The sequence below is a fragment of the Vibrio sp. MACH09 genome, assembly GCF_033238805.1.
In the GTDB taxonomy this organism is placed as follows: domain Bacteria; phylum Pseudomonadota; class Gammaproteobacteria; order Enterobacterales; family Vibrionaceae; genus Vibrio.
The window spans coordinates 1,248,014-1,264,725 of sequence record NZ_BSFZ01000002.1 but is presented as its reverse complement, the minus strand read 5'-3'; the positions used below and the strand labels follow the sequence as shown (position 1 = coordinate 1,264,725).

Here is a 16,712-nt window from a genome sequence, read left to right as displayed (position 1 = left end):
TTGTTTAACTCATTCGAATTTATAATACTTGGCCTATATATTGCATTAATAAATCAGTTTACTTTTTTAATGGAGTTTCCATGTTTCGCAAAGCTCGTCATATCGCTTTATTATCCGCACTGGCAATGACTGCCGGTAATGCTTACGCCAATAACTTTAGCTACAACTCTATAGACATTAATATTGGCGGCGGGCCAACGTCTTTTGGTGGCGCGTTTAACATGCAATTTATGGAAAATGCTCACTTTGTTGCCAAAGCTGAAAGTAAGTTTGATGGGGACTACGATATCGCTGCCGGTGTTGGTTTTAACGGCCCAATGGGTCAATTTGCCGACATGACAGGTCAAATGCTACTTCATAATGTCAAAGAAGATTCCGGTAATATTCTAGGAGAAGATATCCTTCCAGAAATCAACATCGGTACTCGAATTTGGTTTATTGAAGGTATCGAAATGCATGGCAAAATTGGTCAATTACTTGACGGTGATGAGAGTCACACCGTTTGGGAACTCGGTGGCCGTTTTCATTCAACTCAACAATTGGTATTGGGCGCTTCAATATTAAATGGTGGCGTATACGGCAACCAAATTAGAATGCAAGCCCGATTCCAGTACTAAACCGTTTCATAATACTGCTTTTAGCAGCGCCATTTTGGTCGCTGCTTTTTTTTGTTCTTTAACGCCATTAGAGTAATAACTCCAGCCATTAAAGATCATAACCCACAATCGCTATTTCACTACCATGGCCGCAATGCTTATAGTTATTTAGATAGAATGCTTATCGAGATAGAAAGGTGATTGAGATACAAGGCTTATTGAGACTAAAGGCGCAATAAGAGATCAATACCTTTTCAACAGGACGACCGAAGGGATGGCCTGATATTTCAGTCTTGCTTAATGGTGGATTGGGCGGGTTTTAGCACAAAAATGACATCGCCTACACTGATAGTACATTCATTTGCTATCAGTGTAGGCGCATTTTATGTTGCTAAGTCCAGCGAATTGAACTTAGCGTCAACATTTCGTCACTTACAGTTTAAAGCGACCAACAATATCAATTAGCTGGTGGTTTACAGTGGCAATATTTTCAGATTCCGACAGAGCCTCTTTACCATTGGTATCCAGCTCTCCAACAATCTCACTGATGGCCGACATATTACGGCTGACTTCTTGCGTTACGCTACTCTGCTCTTCTGCCGCCGTCGCAATTTGAGTACTTAAGTCGTTTATATCGCCAACAAACTGAGTCATAGTTTCTAAACTTTCTGTTACTTGACCCATTCCATCAGCGGTTTTTTGACAGCGCTCCTTGGTGCTATCCATTGCTTCCACAACCGAGTGGTTTCCTTTTAACAAACTGCCCAGAGCCGCTTCAATTTCTTCCGTGCTATCTTTGGTTCTACTGGCTAAGTTACGCACTTCATCGGCAACAACGGCAAAACCTCGCCCCTGTTCTCCGGCACGCGCCGCTTCTATCGCAGCATTTAGTGCCAGCAAGTTAGTTTGTTCTGCAATATCACCAATCACACTCAATATTTCATTAATGCCATCGGTTTCATCACTCATGTTTTGTACATTACTTGCCGTAGAGTCTACATCCTCAACAAGCGCGGTTACCGTATCTTGTGCCTGATGCACCGTCGTTTGAGAAATACCACTTGCGTCATTGGCTTTTTGCGTCAACTGAGCGGTATTCGCCGCGTCTGTTGCCATTGCATCTGCGGTGGCATTCATCTCTTCGATTGCGGCAACAATCTGTTCCGTTTCTGAAACATGACTTTCTAGGATAGACGCATTGCGCATCGATTTATCTTTCAGCCCTTCAACATTACTCTGTAACTGCATTGATGCGCTTTGAATTTCCAGCAACATTTTCTGCAAACTGGCGATAAACTCGTTAACACCTCCCGCAATTTGGCCAAGATCATCTTTAGTTCGTACTTCTAGTCGTTGCGTTAAATCGCCATCTCCTTGAGACAAACCAATGATGGTTTTCTTCAGCTCAAGTATTGGGCGATATAGGAACTGAATAACAAAGAAGGCCAAAATAATACTGACTACTGACGCAATAGTAGAGGTGAGAATAGCGCCGACCTTCGCGTCTTCAAGCTCGGTAAACGCCACGGATTTATCTAAACCAATAACAAAATACCAGTTTTTATCACCAACCTTAATCCGCTCAGAGAACATCATTTTCTCTACGTCATTTAACACATACTCTTGTATAGAACTCTCTTGCTTAGTTGTATTGGTGAGCACATCTTTTAGTGACGCAATAGCATTGCCTTTTTGCCCCCCTTTTAATGCAGGAGAAGAGGAAGCAAGAATAGTGGTATCTGCATTCATGATGATTGCCGTTGAACCCGGTATATCCGTGGCTTTTTCAACCATGCCACTGAGAAAATCCAGCTTCATATCTACCGAAATCATGCCACCAAAAGTTTTCTCTACAATACTGATCCAGTAATCACCGCCATCTGAACCGCCATAAGGCTCTGTTACTGAGGTTCCGTTTGATTTAAATGCTGCTTGATACCAGCCTCTTTCTGTTGCATCACCATCTAATTTATTATTGGGCCATGTCGGCGTAGCTTGGTTCCAATACGCATCACCGTTTTCAAATGCGATAACGGCACTGTTAAGGTTGGCAGCATTTGCCACCATTTTCGTTAATTCAATAATTTGCTCTGGAGAACCTTCAATCTTTTTATTTTTAAACTGACCAGCAAGCTTACCAATTGCCCCAACTTTTTCACCAAGTTGTATCTCCACTAACTTTGCCTGATTTTGTACATAGCCCGCCGTAGACTGCGTAATCATTTTAGTGATTAGTTCCGATTCCTTAGAATAAGAAAGATAGTTCGAAATGGAGACCGACAATGCTACTAAAGCAAGAATAGACATTAAAAGTAAGTTCTTAAATCCAATGTTCTTCATAAAAAATCCCTATTGATAACAACATTTATTAAGTATGGACGTAGGTTTCTACTTTACAAATTCACGGGGTAAATGTGTTGATATTTTTTGAGTAAATCGACTTGAAGCACATTAGCTGAAAGTTCAATAGAAAAAAGGCTAAAATCATCACAATTTTAGCCTTTAGTTATTTATATATTACTAATTCAGTTGTTATTCACTTAATCTCATAATGGCAAAGCGCATTTTTTGCCAATCAATATCTAAGTTTAAGGCATCTTGTTCTGTAAGGGGTCGAGAGAACCAATAACCTTGCAAGTTATCCATTCCCGCCTCAACTAATCGCACTATCATCTCTTCCGTTTCTATACCTTCAACAACCACACTGACACTGTTATCGCTGCACATTTTTAATAGAAATTTAAGATAATCTAATGGCTCATTCGCATCCATCGCGCTTAATGTCATAGTGCGGTCGATTTTGATCTGATCAAGCGGAAGGTTAAAGAAGCTGTTCAACGAACTATAACCCGCGCCAAAATCATCCAGCGCAATGTTATAGCCTAGCTGTCGCAATTCTTGCAGTTGAGATTTGGCTCTCACGACACCATCAAGCAAAACCGTCTCGGTTAACTCTAATACGACCCAACTCTTTGGCACATTGAACTTGGCGATAATCGATTCTACAGACTGAATAAAATTACTATTGAGCAACTGCAAAACGGATACATTCACATTGACTCGGATCGGTTCACTATGGCTTTGGTTGTATGCGTTAATAAACTGACAAGCTTTCTCTAACACTACGCAACCAAGATCAAATATCAGCCCTTTTTTCTCCGCGATAGGAATAAATTCATCAGGATAGATTTCACCTAACTCGTCACTATTCCAGCGTACCAAAGCCTCAAAACTCAACACCTTTTGCTGAGATACCGAAACAATCGGTTGATACTTCACCGACAGAGCTTTCGCTGCGATTGCCTGCTTAAGTTCACGTTCAATATAGAAATAACGTTCAACCTTAGATTCAACACTGTCATCACAGATAATCCAACGTTGATCTAGGCGAGCTTTTGCATACTCACACGTTCTTGACGCCCAACGTAATACACGCTGAGCTGGCATTTCACTTGGTACAAAACGATAGACACCCAAACTCATTTCATCGCCGTACAGTAAACCATCTTCTTCCGACAATTGATGATATTTTTCGATGCAGTTTGAACAGAGCAAAGCGATTTCTTGATCGGTTAACTCTTCATTTAGCAAAACGGCAAACTCATCCGTGCCCACTCGATAGAAATGACAATCATAATTAGAAAACGCATTAAAACTGCCAATAACATGATTGGCGACATCATCTAGGATACTGTCGCCATATTGGTTTATATAAGATTTGATGTCGGCAATACTGATGTACAAGATGGTTTTATTGGCGCAATTCGTTTCATCTATATCTACGATTAACTTTTTGCGGTTATATAAGCCGGTAAAATTATCAAAATAAGCCGCTTGATAGAGGTACTCTTCCATCAGCTTTTGATCAGAAATGTCTTTATGGCTGCCTACCATATATTCCCGACCATTGTCCGATTTAACAACACCTGTCCCTTGTATCCAGATATAACGTCCTGTTTCAGTTTTAATTCTATACTGAGACGTTACTCGCTCTTCATACTCAAAGTGTTGTTTTACAGCACTGTCCATTTTTTTACGATCAAGAGGGTGAACGAGCTGCAACCAATCATCTAATGTAGCGTTTTCTATATCCAGATCAAACTGCTTATAAAAGGTAGGGTTATAGAAAGTCACTTCACCATCGACACTCATAAACCAGAGGCCTTCATTAGATGCATCAAATACGCCGAAAAGACGTTGAACTAGTGCTTCTGATGGACTGTGTTTTGTCATACTACTCCGTCACCACATGATGTTTTTAACTCTATCAATATCACGCGTTACTATATTACTGAATACTTAAAAACTCTTTACAGTTTAATACTATTAGTAATAAAACTCATTATATTTATAGAATCAATACCACATTGCATTGCGCCAGAGGTCATATTTAGGTTCGGATTAGTTGATGGAATTAGCCGACAGCGTACTAACGGTTAGGTCTCCACTTGATACAGTGTTTGAAAAGAAGAAACAGAATGATAGTAGCGAGAACAAGGGAAAAAGGCTTATCAAATAGGGAGAAATGCCCCGAAAGTAAACTGGCTTGAACATCTTCTATGCCTTTAACGAACTGCTTACCTAAAAACAGTCCTAACACTAAGCTTATTACCGGAAACTTATATTTGTTCATCACAAAACCAACCACACCAAAAAGACATAAGATGATAACGTCCCCCATATAGCCGCGATAAAAATAAGCACTAAAACAGACTAGGGATATCAATATAGGTAGAAGCAGTCGATTGTTTAAATTCACCAATCTTGCGATATACGGTGCAACAGAAAACGAAACCGCAGCCAGAATGATGGTACTCAATATGCCACCAAAGATAACCGCATATATTACCGCAGACTGAGCCTCATATAATTGATTACCGATTGGTACTCCCTTCTCGATTAGATAACCAAAAATAACCGCAGAAGAGTTGCTTCCCGGAATACCAAGCAGCAACAAAACCAACATGGAACCGGCAACTGAAGCGTTGTTAGCACTCTCCGGAGCGATAACCCCAGCCACCTCTCCGTGACCAAAGTTAGCTTGATTTTTGTTGGCTTTTTTCTCAATAAAGTAAGCCGTCATCGACGATAATGCGGCACCAGCAGAAGGTAATAAACCGACAATTAAACCCGTAATAGATGCTCTTGTAACTGTCATTTTGTTGGTGAATAAAATTTTGCTGGTATTAAAAAGTTGTCGATAGCTTGTCTCTTCAAAGTTCTGTTCAGACTGAAGGAGCGTTTTTTTCCTCGACAGTTTGTACAGCTCTGGAGCAGAAAACAGTCCAACCAAGATAATCACTAACGGCAAGGTATCACCATAAGTGATAAACAGAATATCAACCGGTTCCCCTTGATTAAACGGAACATTATTGACCGAAATCATTAGCCCTAGCAGCCCAGAAAAGAATGATTTGATCAGTTGACCTTGTCCCATAATACCGACTAACACAATCACTAAAAGCGTAATAAACAGTACATCTGTACTGCCTAATTTGCTGGCAAAATAACTTAAAGGAACAAAAAACGCCAAGATCAGTAACCAACTAATGAGGCTACCTGCAGTAGAAGAAAATAAGTGAATCCCTAATGCTAAATAGCTTTTACCACTACATGACATGGGATAACCATCAAATGTGGAGGCTATCGCTCCCGGGTTACCTGGAATATTGAACAGTATCGCCATTGCACCGGCACCTACAATGGTGCTTGAGTACAAGGTGAGTAGCAGCATAAAGCCGGATGATGTTGATAGACTTAACGCGATAGGAAAAAAGAGTGTTAAACATAGAGAAGTAGTAATTCCGGGCATGGCTCCAAATACTAACCCTACGCATACCGCAACTATCACGGTCATAATCAGCTCAATGTCTAGTACCAATAATAATCCCGACAACATTGCCGTATAATCAAACGATATTAAATCCATGCTCAATTACTGTCTCATCTCTAGATCGCTTTGTCCTGATTTGAACATTGTTATCAATACACTGTCGTTTTTATTAACAACAGAGCGGATACAAAACTCGTATCCGCTTTAGTTAGTATTAATTAAAACTTATTTTCACTATTAACGTTTATAGTTGTTTTGAACAAATTCAACACTTCGTTCAACAATTTTTGCGGAAGATCCTAAATAGTTTTCAGGTTTTAATACTGCTTTAATCTCTTCGCTGGTTAAGTGCTTATTTATTTCTACACTATTATTCGCCACGTCACTTAATGTATCTTCAGGTTTCGCGGCTTTAATCGCTTTTTTAACTATAGAGTATGCATCCGAACGGCCGACTTTTTCAGTGAGTTTATTCATCAATGCTTCAGACATAGAATAGAAGCTGGCTGATGCAAAGTTGTCTAGCATCTGTTGCTCATTAACCAGTAACTTGGCAAACATACGCTGTGCTCTTTCAAGTGAGGCCGATGTCACCATGAATGACTCAGGAATAATGCTCCACTCCAATATCCAAGGCGATCCTTGACGAGTATCGGTATGGCTCATAATGTCTAAAGATGCCGCATTGTACATCTTACCCATGCGGTTAAATCCACCCATGAATTCCGATGCTCTAGGGTTACGCTTCTGAGGCATAGTACTACTTGCCCCGCTCTCACCCTCTTTAACTTCATTAATCTGAGTGCGTCCAAGATTATTAATATCTACCGCGACTCGACCTAACGTAGCATCAACCATTGCTAACGTTTGAACCATCTCAGCAAAAACATCCCTGCTTGGGTTCCATGGCGCAATTGGAGCAGCTAACCCTAACTCATCAGCAAACACTTTTTGTAATGCCAGACCTTTATCGCCATATGGGGCCAAAGTTCCAACCGTACTACCAATTTGAGCGGTCAAACGAGATGAGGCTTCATCTAGTCGATCAATATTTCGAACCAGCTCCATCAAATAGGTTGTTAAGTGCAAACCAAAGGTCGTTGGAACCGCATCTTGTCCATTGGAGCGTGCAATCATAACCGTATTCTTGTGCTGATCTGCTAGAACGGCAATTTGATTGGCCAGTTCTACCATTTCTACGCGAATGAGTTCACTACCATTTTTCACTTGTAGTGCCGTTGCGGTATCCATGATGTCTTGAGTCGTACTACCAAAATGTAAGTAGCCAGATACATTTTTGTCACCCGCTTTCTTTAACTGTTTGAGTAGCGGCTTGATACCACGACCAACTTTATTAGTGCCCTTTTTAAGGGTTGCGTAGTCTATAGTGACTTTCTCACCAGCCGCTTTGATCGATTGATACGCAGATAAAGGAATAATGCCCACTTTGGACTGAGATTTCGCTAACGCCATCTCAACGTTAATCCATTGGTTAACCATAGCCTTGTCACTAAATACTGAGCGCATTTCTGCAGTACCAAACAAATCACCATATACAGCGGATTCAAATACGCTGACAGATTCATGAGAAGTTGTTGCTTCTGTGGATTTAGCAAATGAAGCAGGAGCGGTGGATATAGCACATAGCACAACAAGTGCTACTTTGGTCATTGTCGTTTTCATAGTTGTCTCACATTACTATTTAATGATTGCCATGTGATTGAAACTGAATTGCTCATATTAATCTGGGTTAACTTTGTAGCGAGTTTCAATCACTCAAATTATGAATTGAAACTAAACCAAGCTGTCTGTTAGAACAATTTGAATTAACGGAAGGACCATTGCAAAAATTGGAAGAGTTAACTTTACAGCATTGCGTCACGTTACTTATTTCACAAGTAACACTCTAATGTACTGATAAATAATAAGTTTATTTGCCTGACTTGGAAGAGAATGAGAACTGAGTAAGCAGTGGGTTTATGAGTCCCATTCGACAAATAATCAACAATGGGATGTTGATCTTTTTTCATTGATTATACCGCTCTTTGTGTTCGCTATTTTTGACCATATTCTTCTGCTCATGTTGTAGAGAGCACTTAATGAACAAAAGTCACTAACAAAACAGGCTAGGAACCGAGCCCTAGCCTGTTTTGCATCATTGAGTCTACTTTTTCAGTCGATCAAGCTGTACTGCTAGATCATGTAGATCAAAATAATCGATAACGCACTGAAAATTCCAGCGGTCGTATAGCAAACGACTTTACCCGCTAACCCGGCATGGATTTTTAAGTCATGCATACCGTGGTGCAATCTGTGCATTGAGTGCCACATAGGTAAGGAGATCGTTGCAATCAAGAACAGCACACCGAAAAAGCTTTTTACAAAGCTTGCCACGCGCTCGTAACTCATCGCTTCAGCATCAATCACCCCTAATGGAACAAGAATGCCCAGTACCAATACGGTTACTGGCGTTATCATTGCAAACCAGCTGCCGCCAGCACCAAACAGACCCCACCATACCGGCTCGTCTGAACGTTTTGGATGTTTATCTACCACAATAAGCTCCTTATACGATGATGAGTACAATCAGTGAAATGGCTGCAACAGCCGCCCACTGGCTCAATACAATGACTTTCTTATCCAGCAACTTACCTTTAATGCGAATCGGCATTACCTGAGGCATCATGCCAAAGAAGGTGTGTGCATGGAAAAGACTGCCCGCCAGTGCCACGATATTGATGGCCACAACAACAGGGTTGCTCATAAAGCTTAACCACGCCTGCCATGATTCCGGCCCTTTCACCAAGCTGCCTAAGCCAAACGTTAAGAACAGGGTAAATAAAATCAGCGGCAATACCGTTGCTTCGCGTAACATATAGAAACGATAGAAGCTGCTTTTTTGCCACCATGTGGCATTCATTGTGCGAACATAAGGTTTACGGTTACTCATTCCTTAGTCCTCCTGTGGGGTTAACATGGCAATGACAAAGTCTTTGGACGACTCTATCTTCCCTTGGTTGACCGCAGCGGCTGGGTCGACGTTCTTCGGACACACTTCGGAGCAGAAGCCCACAAAAGTACAGCCCCATACGCCGTTTTCACCATTAAGCAGCTCCATTCGCTCAGCTTTGCCGTTGTCACGGCTGTCGAGGTTATAACGGTGCGCTAAGGAGATAGCCGCAGGCCCCAAAAACTCAGGGTTCAAACCAAATTGCGGACAAGCGGCGTAGCATAAGCCACAGTTAATACAGGCGGCGAACTGCTTGTATTTTGCCATCTGCTCTGGGGTTTGGTTGTTTGGCCCATCTTCCGGAGTTCGGTCGTTGCCAATGATGTAAGGTTTGAGCGCTTCAAGACGTTCGATAAACGGCGTCATATCTACAATCAAATCTTTCTCTATTGGGAAGTTTGCCAGTGGCTCAATGAGCAGGCCATCTGGGTAATCTCGCAAGAAAGTCTTACACGCCAATTTCGGGTAGTTATTGACCATCATGCCGCATGAGCCACAGATGGCCATACGACAAGACCAGCGATAGCTTAAGTCTTTGTCTAGGTGGTCTTTGATGTACCCCAGTGCATCCAGCAGTGACATGGTGTCATCAAACGGTACTTCAAATGTCTGCGTGTATGGCTGAGCATCTTTCTCAGGGTCATAACGCAGAATGTCGATTTTTTGAATACGAGTTGTGGACATTATTTCTGCTCCTGTGCTTCGTTAGCGGCCTTCTCTGTCTTTTCTTTTTCGACAAGAGCTTCTTGCGCTTCTTGCGCAGCGGCTTTCTCCGCAGCCTCACCATACAAACGGGCTTTCGGTTGAGATTTGGTGATGATAACGTCACTGTAATCGATGCTTGGTGGAGCATCTTCATTGAAATGCGCCAGTGAGTGTTTTAGGTAGTTCACATCATCACGCTCGGTACAGCCTTCATCTAAACGTTGGTGCGCACCACGTGACTCACGACGAAGAATGGCAGAGTGTGCCATGGCTTCGGCCACTTCCAGTCCATAACCAATTTCAATGGCGTACAGAAGGTCGGTATTGAATACCTTGCCTTTGTCTTTGATGCTGATGTTTTTATAACGTGCTTTTAGCTCGGTCAGTTTGGCAATGGTCTCTTGCAGTAAATCTTCACGGCGGTAGATACCACAGCCCGATTCCATGCTGGCGCCCATTTCTGTGCGAATGGTGGCCCAGTTTTCATCCCCTTGCTGATTAAGCAATGCCTGAATACGCGCTTCAACGGCGTCAACTTGCTTAGCGATGGAGACATCATTCCACCCTTTAAAAGCTTCCGCGCGTTTCACCGCATGCTCACCGGCAACACGACCAAACACCACAAACTCAGCCAGTGAGTTGGAGCCAAGACGGTTAGCACCATGTAAACCTGAAGAGGCACATTCACCCACGGCAAACAGACCTTTAATCTTGGTTTCACACGTTGGGTCAGTTTCAATGCCGCCCATGGTGTAGTGAACCGTTGGACGAATTGGAATCGGCTCTTTAGCCGGGTCAACGTTAACGTACGCTTTAGCTAATTCACAGATGAAAGGCAGACGCTCTTGCAGATACTCTTCGCCAAGATGAGTCAAGTCTAGGTGCACCACATCACCCAGAGGGTGGTCGATGGTGTTGCCTTTTTGCTGCTCATGCCAGAACGCTTGTGACACTTTGTCTCGCGGTCCCAGCTCCATGTATTTGTTCTTTGGCTCGCCCACAGGGGTTTCAGGCCCCATGCCGTAGTCTTGTAGGTAACGGTAACCGTCTTTATTGACGATGATGCCCCCTTCGCCACGACACCCTTCGGTCATCAAAATGCCGGTGCCCGGTAACCCCGTTGGGTGATACTGGACAAACTCCATGTCACGAAGTGGCACGCCATGGCGATAAGCCAATGCCATACCATCACCGGTCACAATGCCACCATTGGTGTTGGTGTTATAAACACGACCCGCACCGCCTGTCGCCAGAACCACAGATTTGGCTTTAATGGTGACTAACTCACCCTCTGACATGTGAATGGCGATAAGACCTTGTACTTCGTCCTCTTCCACCAATAAATCCACCACGAAATACTCGTCAAAGCGGTTGATTTGCTGGTATTTGATGGACGTCTGGAACAAGGTGTGCAGCATATGGAAGCCGGTTTTATCCGCGGCAAACCAAGTACGCTCTACCTTCATGCCGCCGAATCGACGAACATTGACGTCGCCATTCTCTTTACGGCTCCATGGGCAACCCCATTGTTCCATTTGAATCATTTCGCGAGTGGCATTTTCGACGAAATACTCAACAACATTTTGTTCGCAAAGCCAGTCACCCCCGCCAACGGTGTCGTTAAAGTGGTTGTCTAAGCTATCTTCATCTTTGATGACGGCAGCAGAGCCCCCTTCGGCTGCAACCGTGTGCGAGCGCATAGGGTATACTTTAGAGATAAGAGCAATCTCTAAATCGGGGTTGGCTTCAGCCGCTGCGATAGCAGTACGAAGACCGGCGCCGCCAGCGCCGATGACCGCGATATCTGTGGTTATGGTTTTCACAGTTATCCTCCAGTGTATTTAATTGTTTTTGGTTCTTATGAATATAAAACGGCAAAATGAGCGTATGTATATTTATTCAACGAATATTGTGTTCTCAAAAAAGCCGACAAAGTCGTTGGGGCAATGTCGGCAAAAGTATGAGTCTGTATTTTATTATTATAAGAATTTGTAAAATCGGTTACATAATACCCAGTACATTCCACCAGATAAGGCCAACAATCATAAAGAGAATGGCACCACTAATGGAAATAACTAAGCCTGTCTTCATCCATTCGCTATCGGTATGGTAACCGTAGCCAATAAGTAACGGGTTACGTGCGTGGCTATAAGTACTCAAGTTACAACCTAGGTTTGTAATACCCGCGACGGCCAATACAGAAATAAGTGGTGATACACCCAATCCCATCAACGCGCCAATAATTACAGGACCAAGTGCCACAACCTTAGCGGTTCCAGATGCAAAGAAGTAAGCTGTAAATAGGTAGAAACCCATCATAGCGACTAAGAACATAGTGGCACTCGCATCACCCATGCCACTAGCTAGTGCATCAGAGACAAGGTTACCCACCCAGCCCGTAAAGCCTAATGTTTTTAGCTTACTCGCCATTCCCATCAGTACAGCAAACCAGATCAATGTATCCCAAGCGCCTTTTTCCGACTTGATATCATTCCAGCTTAATACGCCCATTAGCAGCAATGCTGATAGCCCTACAAATGCCGACGTAGTTGAGTGTAGTCCTAAAGTTTTTCCGCCAACCCACATAACAATGAGTCCAACAAATACACTGACTAACTTCCACTCACTTAAAGTCATCGCACCCATTTTCTTCAACTCACCCTTGGCGAATTCCGGCGCTTCTGGTGTCTCTTTTGTTTCTGGTGAAATAACGCGATACAGCACATAAGGTGTAACTAGCAGCAAACATAACGCAGGAAGTAGCAAATAAAGCGCCCAGTCCGCGAAGGTTAATGTAATACCGGCAACAGTAGAAGCGATGCCTACTAGCGCAAGGTTTCCTGCAAAGCCAGTTTGAAAACCGATAGCAGACGCATCATTCATCGCACTGGCGCTCGAGATTAAGTACTTACCCAGTTTTTTATCTGACTTATTGATGGTCTTAGCTAGCGAGTCAGCAATAGGCGATACAATGGCAGATCGAGCTGTATTACTTGGTGTTGCTGGTGCAATAAGAAAATCAGCAATACCTAGACAGTACGCGACTCTTAATGAAGATTTACCAAATTTACTTAGCAATAACAGAGCAATACGACGCCCTAGTCCTGTTTTAGTAAATGCTCGCGCTATCATAAAGGCAATAATAATCAACCAGATAAGGGCGTTATCAAAATGGCTTAGTGAGCTGATTATTGCTTGTTTCGCGCCGGCTTCACCGCCAGGTCTGGTTACTGCGTATACCGCTAGGCTAATTACTGCTACTGCACCTGTCGGCAGTACATTCGCCACAATCGCGGCTATGGTTGCAATAAAGATGATGGCTGTGTGGTATGCGGGCAACTCTAATCCAGCAGGAGGAGTAAATTGCCACATGACAATGCTAATTATAATAATTAGCGCGAGAGGAATAGTTTTCGCGACAATAAATGGTTCGCTATCTTGACTATTGCGAAGTATATTTCCCGGTGTTGGTTTTGCTACAGTCTGATTCATAGTTCTAGCATCCAGGTTAAATAAATTAAACCGCCAGAAAAGAGCTACTGGCTTCTATTTTGTTTTTGTTAGTGACATATGCATATCATCTAACGCAAACATAAACCCGAGTGATACTTTCAACAATTTCAATTAAACCAAGTACAGTTGCGCTATTTGCATCTATACTTTTTCACAGCATTTCGTTAACATAACCACACAAAATAAATGGAATGTAAAGCAAACAAAAACAACAGGTTACATAACAACTTACCTTGTGTCATTTTGTATATTACAAAGATGAAAACTTTATATTTACATTGTGACTTACAACATAGATTTATAATTTTGCGATTCAGCGCATATTTCATATATTAAGAACCGCATAAATTTTTGCTATTTAAGTAGCTATAAATGGATTGCAATTGCTATGATATATAATTTAATAAATAGAACGATGTGATCGTTGGCAGGCTTTTTTAGATAAGAGATATCGAGGTCGTCATAATATAAAAAATGCCCTTAAGAAAGAGCATTTTTTATTCATTAGTTAGAGGTTAATAACCGTATTTAGTGCAGTACTCTTTAGAAACCACCTCTATTTGTTGTTTAAATATTTTTGTTGCTTCACTCAATTCGAAATCCTTCGGCTCAAAGAAAGCAAAATCAAATCGAAAATCAGTTTTCAAAGGAACAATTGATACGCTATTTTCTCCCATACTATGAGCAGCTAAAGGATCACCTAATGTAAAACCATAACCTGAAGCTACAATGCTGCATGCGTGAAATGAGCTGGCGACCTCTACCACAGGTTTGATGGGTCGACCTTCTGCATGGAATAGATTGGCTATGTTCTGTGCTAAAAATGTGTCATTGATTAAAGTAATGAGAGGCAAGTCATCAAGCTCAGCCAACGTGAGTTCTGAGCGCTTTGATAGTGGATGGTTATACGGAAGAATGACCACCGTCGGCAATGAACAAAAAGTCTTTGTCACTATAGCTGGGTGTTCAGCCGGTACTCTGCCTAATCCAATATTAAATTGAAAACCGGCCACCCACTTTTCTAGCGTGCGCATAGCTTGAATATCAACATGGATCTTAGCATCTTGATGTTGCTGGCAGATCTGCGCCACCGCAGGAGAGATAATATGGCGTACTAATCTCGGGATACCAATAACTCTAAGCTGAGTTTTATCAGTACGTTTTATATCTTCGACGATATCGGGGATTTCATCGAGTCCGTATAAGATACGGCGAATTTCTTTATAGAACTCATCACCTTTAGCAGTAGGTTTTAAATTTCTTTTTTCCCTTGAAAACAGTTTAAAACCAATTTGACCTTCCAGTTGGCTAATTTGGCGACTTGCTGCAGACTCACTAAGACAGTGATGATCTGCCGCTTTTGCAAGGGAACCTTGCTTCATTATGGTAGCGAATATTTGTAAAGACTTTAAGTTCATCGCGGATTACTCAATATTATGTCTGGATAGTAGAGGTAGAGATACCTATTAAGTTAATCATAAACAGGATCAATACGTCGTATACAATTACTAACAGCATGACCACCATCATCTATTTTGCTAGTTTTTCTATATAAAGCGTAAAGCACAACGGCAACACTACAATTCTGTGTTGCCGTTGTGTGACACTAGCTCAATGGCAATCGGCAATTTATGACTCTGTTACCACAATAAATAGGAAAGAATACTAATAGCGATAATACAGACGATGTTAAGAATAAAACCTGTTCTCATCATGTCAGACTGAGTAATGTACCCAGAACCAAATACGATTGCATTGGGCGGTGTGGCGACAGGTAGCATAAATGCGCAAGAAGCCGACACAGCAATTAACGCGGATAAAATTACAGGAGATACACCCATAGCTTCAGCAATAGAAGCAAACACAGGAACCAATAACGCTGCACTAGCAGTGTTACTAGCGAATTCAGTAAGGAATACAACAAAAGCCACCACCGAGATTATCGTTATCATTAGTCCAGCAGAGCTTAAAAAATCACTCAAACTATGAGCCAGAAATAGACTGGTACCAGAGGTTTTTAATACGTTGCTTAAACATATACCGCCGCCAAACAACATCAGAACGCCCCAGTCTGTGGATCTCTCAATGTCCTTCCACTCAACCACTCTAGATACGCCAAGCATTATCATTGCTGACACCGCAACTAAAGTATCTAACTTGCTTACACCGCCTAACATGGCATTGATCGGTTTACTGAACATCCATAGCAAAACAGTAATCACAAAGATAACTAAGGTGATTTTTTTCTGATTGTTCCACACTAACTCATCGCTCTTTATCTCGAAGGTGTGGTTTAGGTTAGGTTTTAGTTTGATATAGAGAATAAACACCGACAATGGCAACAGCACAATTGTCATCGGCACGCCATAGCTCATCCACTCAGTAAAGCTCAGTCCAACTTCAGCGGCTGCAATTGCGTTTGGTGGACTGCCTACAATGGTAGCAATACCGCCAATACTGGCACAATACGCTATTCCCAATAAAACAAAAACATAGGTATTCCTCTCTTTCTCTGCATTTACCTTTTGCAGTATGCCAAGCACCATAGGTAGCATCATTGCCGTGGTTGCGGTGTTGCTGATCCACATAGATAGGACAGCTGTCACGCCAAACAACATTAACGTTGCCACCGACATACGCCCCTTCGCTATGACTAAGACCTTATTTGCAATCGCTTGGTCTAATCCTTGGCGGTGAAGCGCCGCAGCCAAAGCAAATCCGGCGAGGAACAGAAATATAATTGGATCAGAAAAACTGCTTAGGGCTTTTGCTGTATCAAAAACCCCAAGAACAACCGCTAGAATAGGAACCAATATTGCTGACATACTCACATCAATCGCTTCAGTAAGCCAAAGTATCGCAATAAAAATTAACAGACTTAAACCTGTTACTATATTTTCTTCAAATGGTAAAAAATTTAGTAGTAAAATAAAGAGCAATACATCTAAAAAAAATATTATGGTTTTTTTATTTATTCCCGTTCGTTCTTGGTTATTTATAGTAAGGCTGTGCGCAGACATAGGCATTCCTTTTGAATATAGTGTAGATAAGATCT

Annotated in this window: 12 protein-coding genes; 1 reads left to right on the top strand and 11 read right to left on the bottom strand. The window is 42.0% G+C overall.

All coding sequences use genetic code 11. The annotated features are described in order from the left end of the window. The first annotated feature begins 80 nt into the window (after positions 1–80). Positions 81–617 carry a hypothetical protein gene (locus tag CHJ_RS20760; protein WP_171755154.1) on the top strand — a complete coding sequence of 179 codons (537 nt, stop codon included), beginning with the start codon at positions 81–83 and terminating at the stop codon, positions 615–617. 411 nt (positions 618–1,028) lie between these two features. Here CHJ_RS20760 and CHJ_RS20755 read toward each other — a convergent pair whose 3' ends face one another. From CHJ_RS20755 to CHJ_RS20705, 11 genes are all read right to left on the bottom strand, one after another. Further along, complete coding sequence (locus CHJ_RS20755; RefSeq protein ID WP_317918872.1) at positions 1,029–2,936, bottom strand: methyl-accepting chemotaxis protein; 1,908 nt, start codon at positions 2,934–2,936, stop codon at positions 1,029–1,031. Between the two features lie 192 nt (positions 2,937–3,128). Next, positions 3,129–4,829 (bottom strand): GGDEF domain-containing phosphodiesterase, encoded by a 1,701-nt coding sequence (locus CHJ_RS20750; RefSeq protein ID WP_317918871.1) that lies wholly within the window; start codon positions 4,827–4,829, stop codon positions 3,129–3,131. A gap of 196 nt (positions 4,830–5,025) precedes the next feature. Continuing rightward, the gene (locus CHJ_RS20745) at positions 5,026–6,525 is read right to left on the bottom strand and encodes a tripartite tricarboxylate transporter permease (protein WP_317918870.1); all 1,500 of its coding nucleotides are present in this window, start codon (positions 6,523–6,525) and stop codon (positions 5,026–5,028) included. Positions 6,526–6,666: 141 nt separating this feature from the next. Then, positions 6,667–8,112 carry an adenylosuccinate lyase family protein gene (locus CHJ_RS20740; protein ID WP_317918869.1) on the bottom strand — a complete coding sequence of 482 codons (1,446 nt, stop codon included), beginning with the start codon at positions 8,110–8,112 and terminating at the stop codon, positions 6,667–6,669. Between the two features lie 510 nt (positions 8,113–8,622). Further along, entirely contained in the window at positions 8,623–8,985 is a 363-nt protein-coding gene (gene frdD, locus CHJ_RS20735) for a fumarate reductase subunit FrdD (RefSeq protein WP_317918868.1), read from the bottom strand. Positions 8,986–8,995: 10 nt separating this feature from the next. Continuing rightward, positions 8,996–9,379: a fumarate reductase subunit FrdC gene (frdC, locus tag CHJ_RS20730; RefSeq protein ID WP_171755327.1), complete on the bottom strand. Its 384-nt coding sequence runs from the start codon at positions 9,377–9,379 to the stop codon at positions 8,996–8,998. Positions 9,380–9,382: 3 nt separating this feature from the next. Further along, positions 9,383–10,123, bottom strand: a complete 741-nt coding sequence (locus CHJ_RS20725; RefSeq protein WP_171755328.1) for a succinate dehydrogenase/fumarate reductase iron-sulfur subunit — start codon at positions 10,121–10,123, stop codon at positions 9,383–9,385. Next, positions 10,123–11,967, bottom strand: coding sequence for a fumarate reductase (quinol) flavoprotein subunit (gene frdA / locus CHJ_RS20720; protein ID WP_171755329.1), 1,845 nt, complete (start codon positions 11,965–11,967; stop codon positions 10,123–10,125). Before frdA ends, CHJ_RS20725 begins: the two co-directional genes overlap by 1 nt. Before the next feature lie 178 nt (positions 11,968–12,145). After that, the gene (locus CHJ_RS20715) at positions 12,146–13,636 is read right to left on the bottom strand and encodes a DASS family sodium-coupled anion symporter (RefSeq protein WP_171753635.1); all 1,491 of its coding nucleotides are present in this window, start codon (positions 13,634–13,636) and stop codon (positions 12,146–12,148) included. 536 nt (positions 13,637–14,172) lie between these two features. Next, positions 14,173–15,075, bottom strand: coding sequence for a LysR family transcriptional regulator (locus CHJ_RS20710; RefSeq protein ID WP_171753636.1), 903 nt, complete (start codon positions 15,073–15,075; stop codon positions 14,173–14,175). Positions 15,076–15,297: 222 nt separating this feature from the next. After that, positions 15,298–16,677, bottom strand: coding sequence for an SLC13 family permease (locus tag CHJ_RS20705; protein ID WP_317918867.1), 1,380 nt, complete (start codon positions 16,675–16,677; stop codon positions 15,298–15,300). Positions 16,678–16,712: the final 35 nt, after the last annotated feature.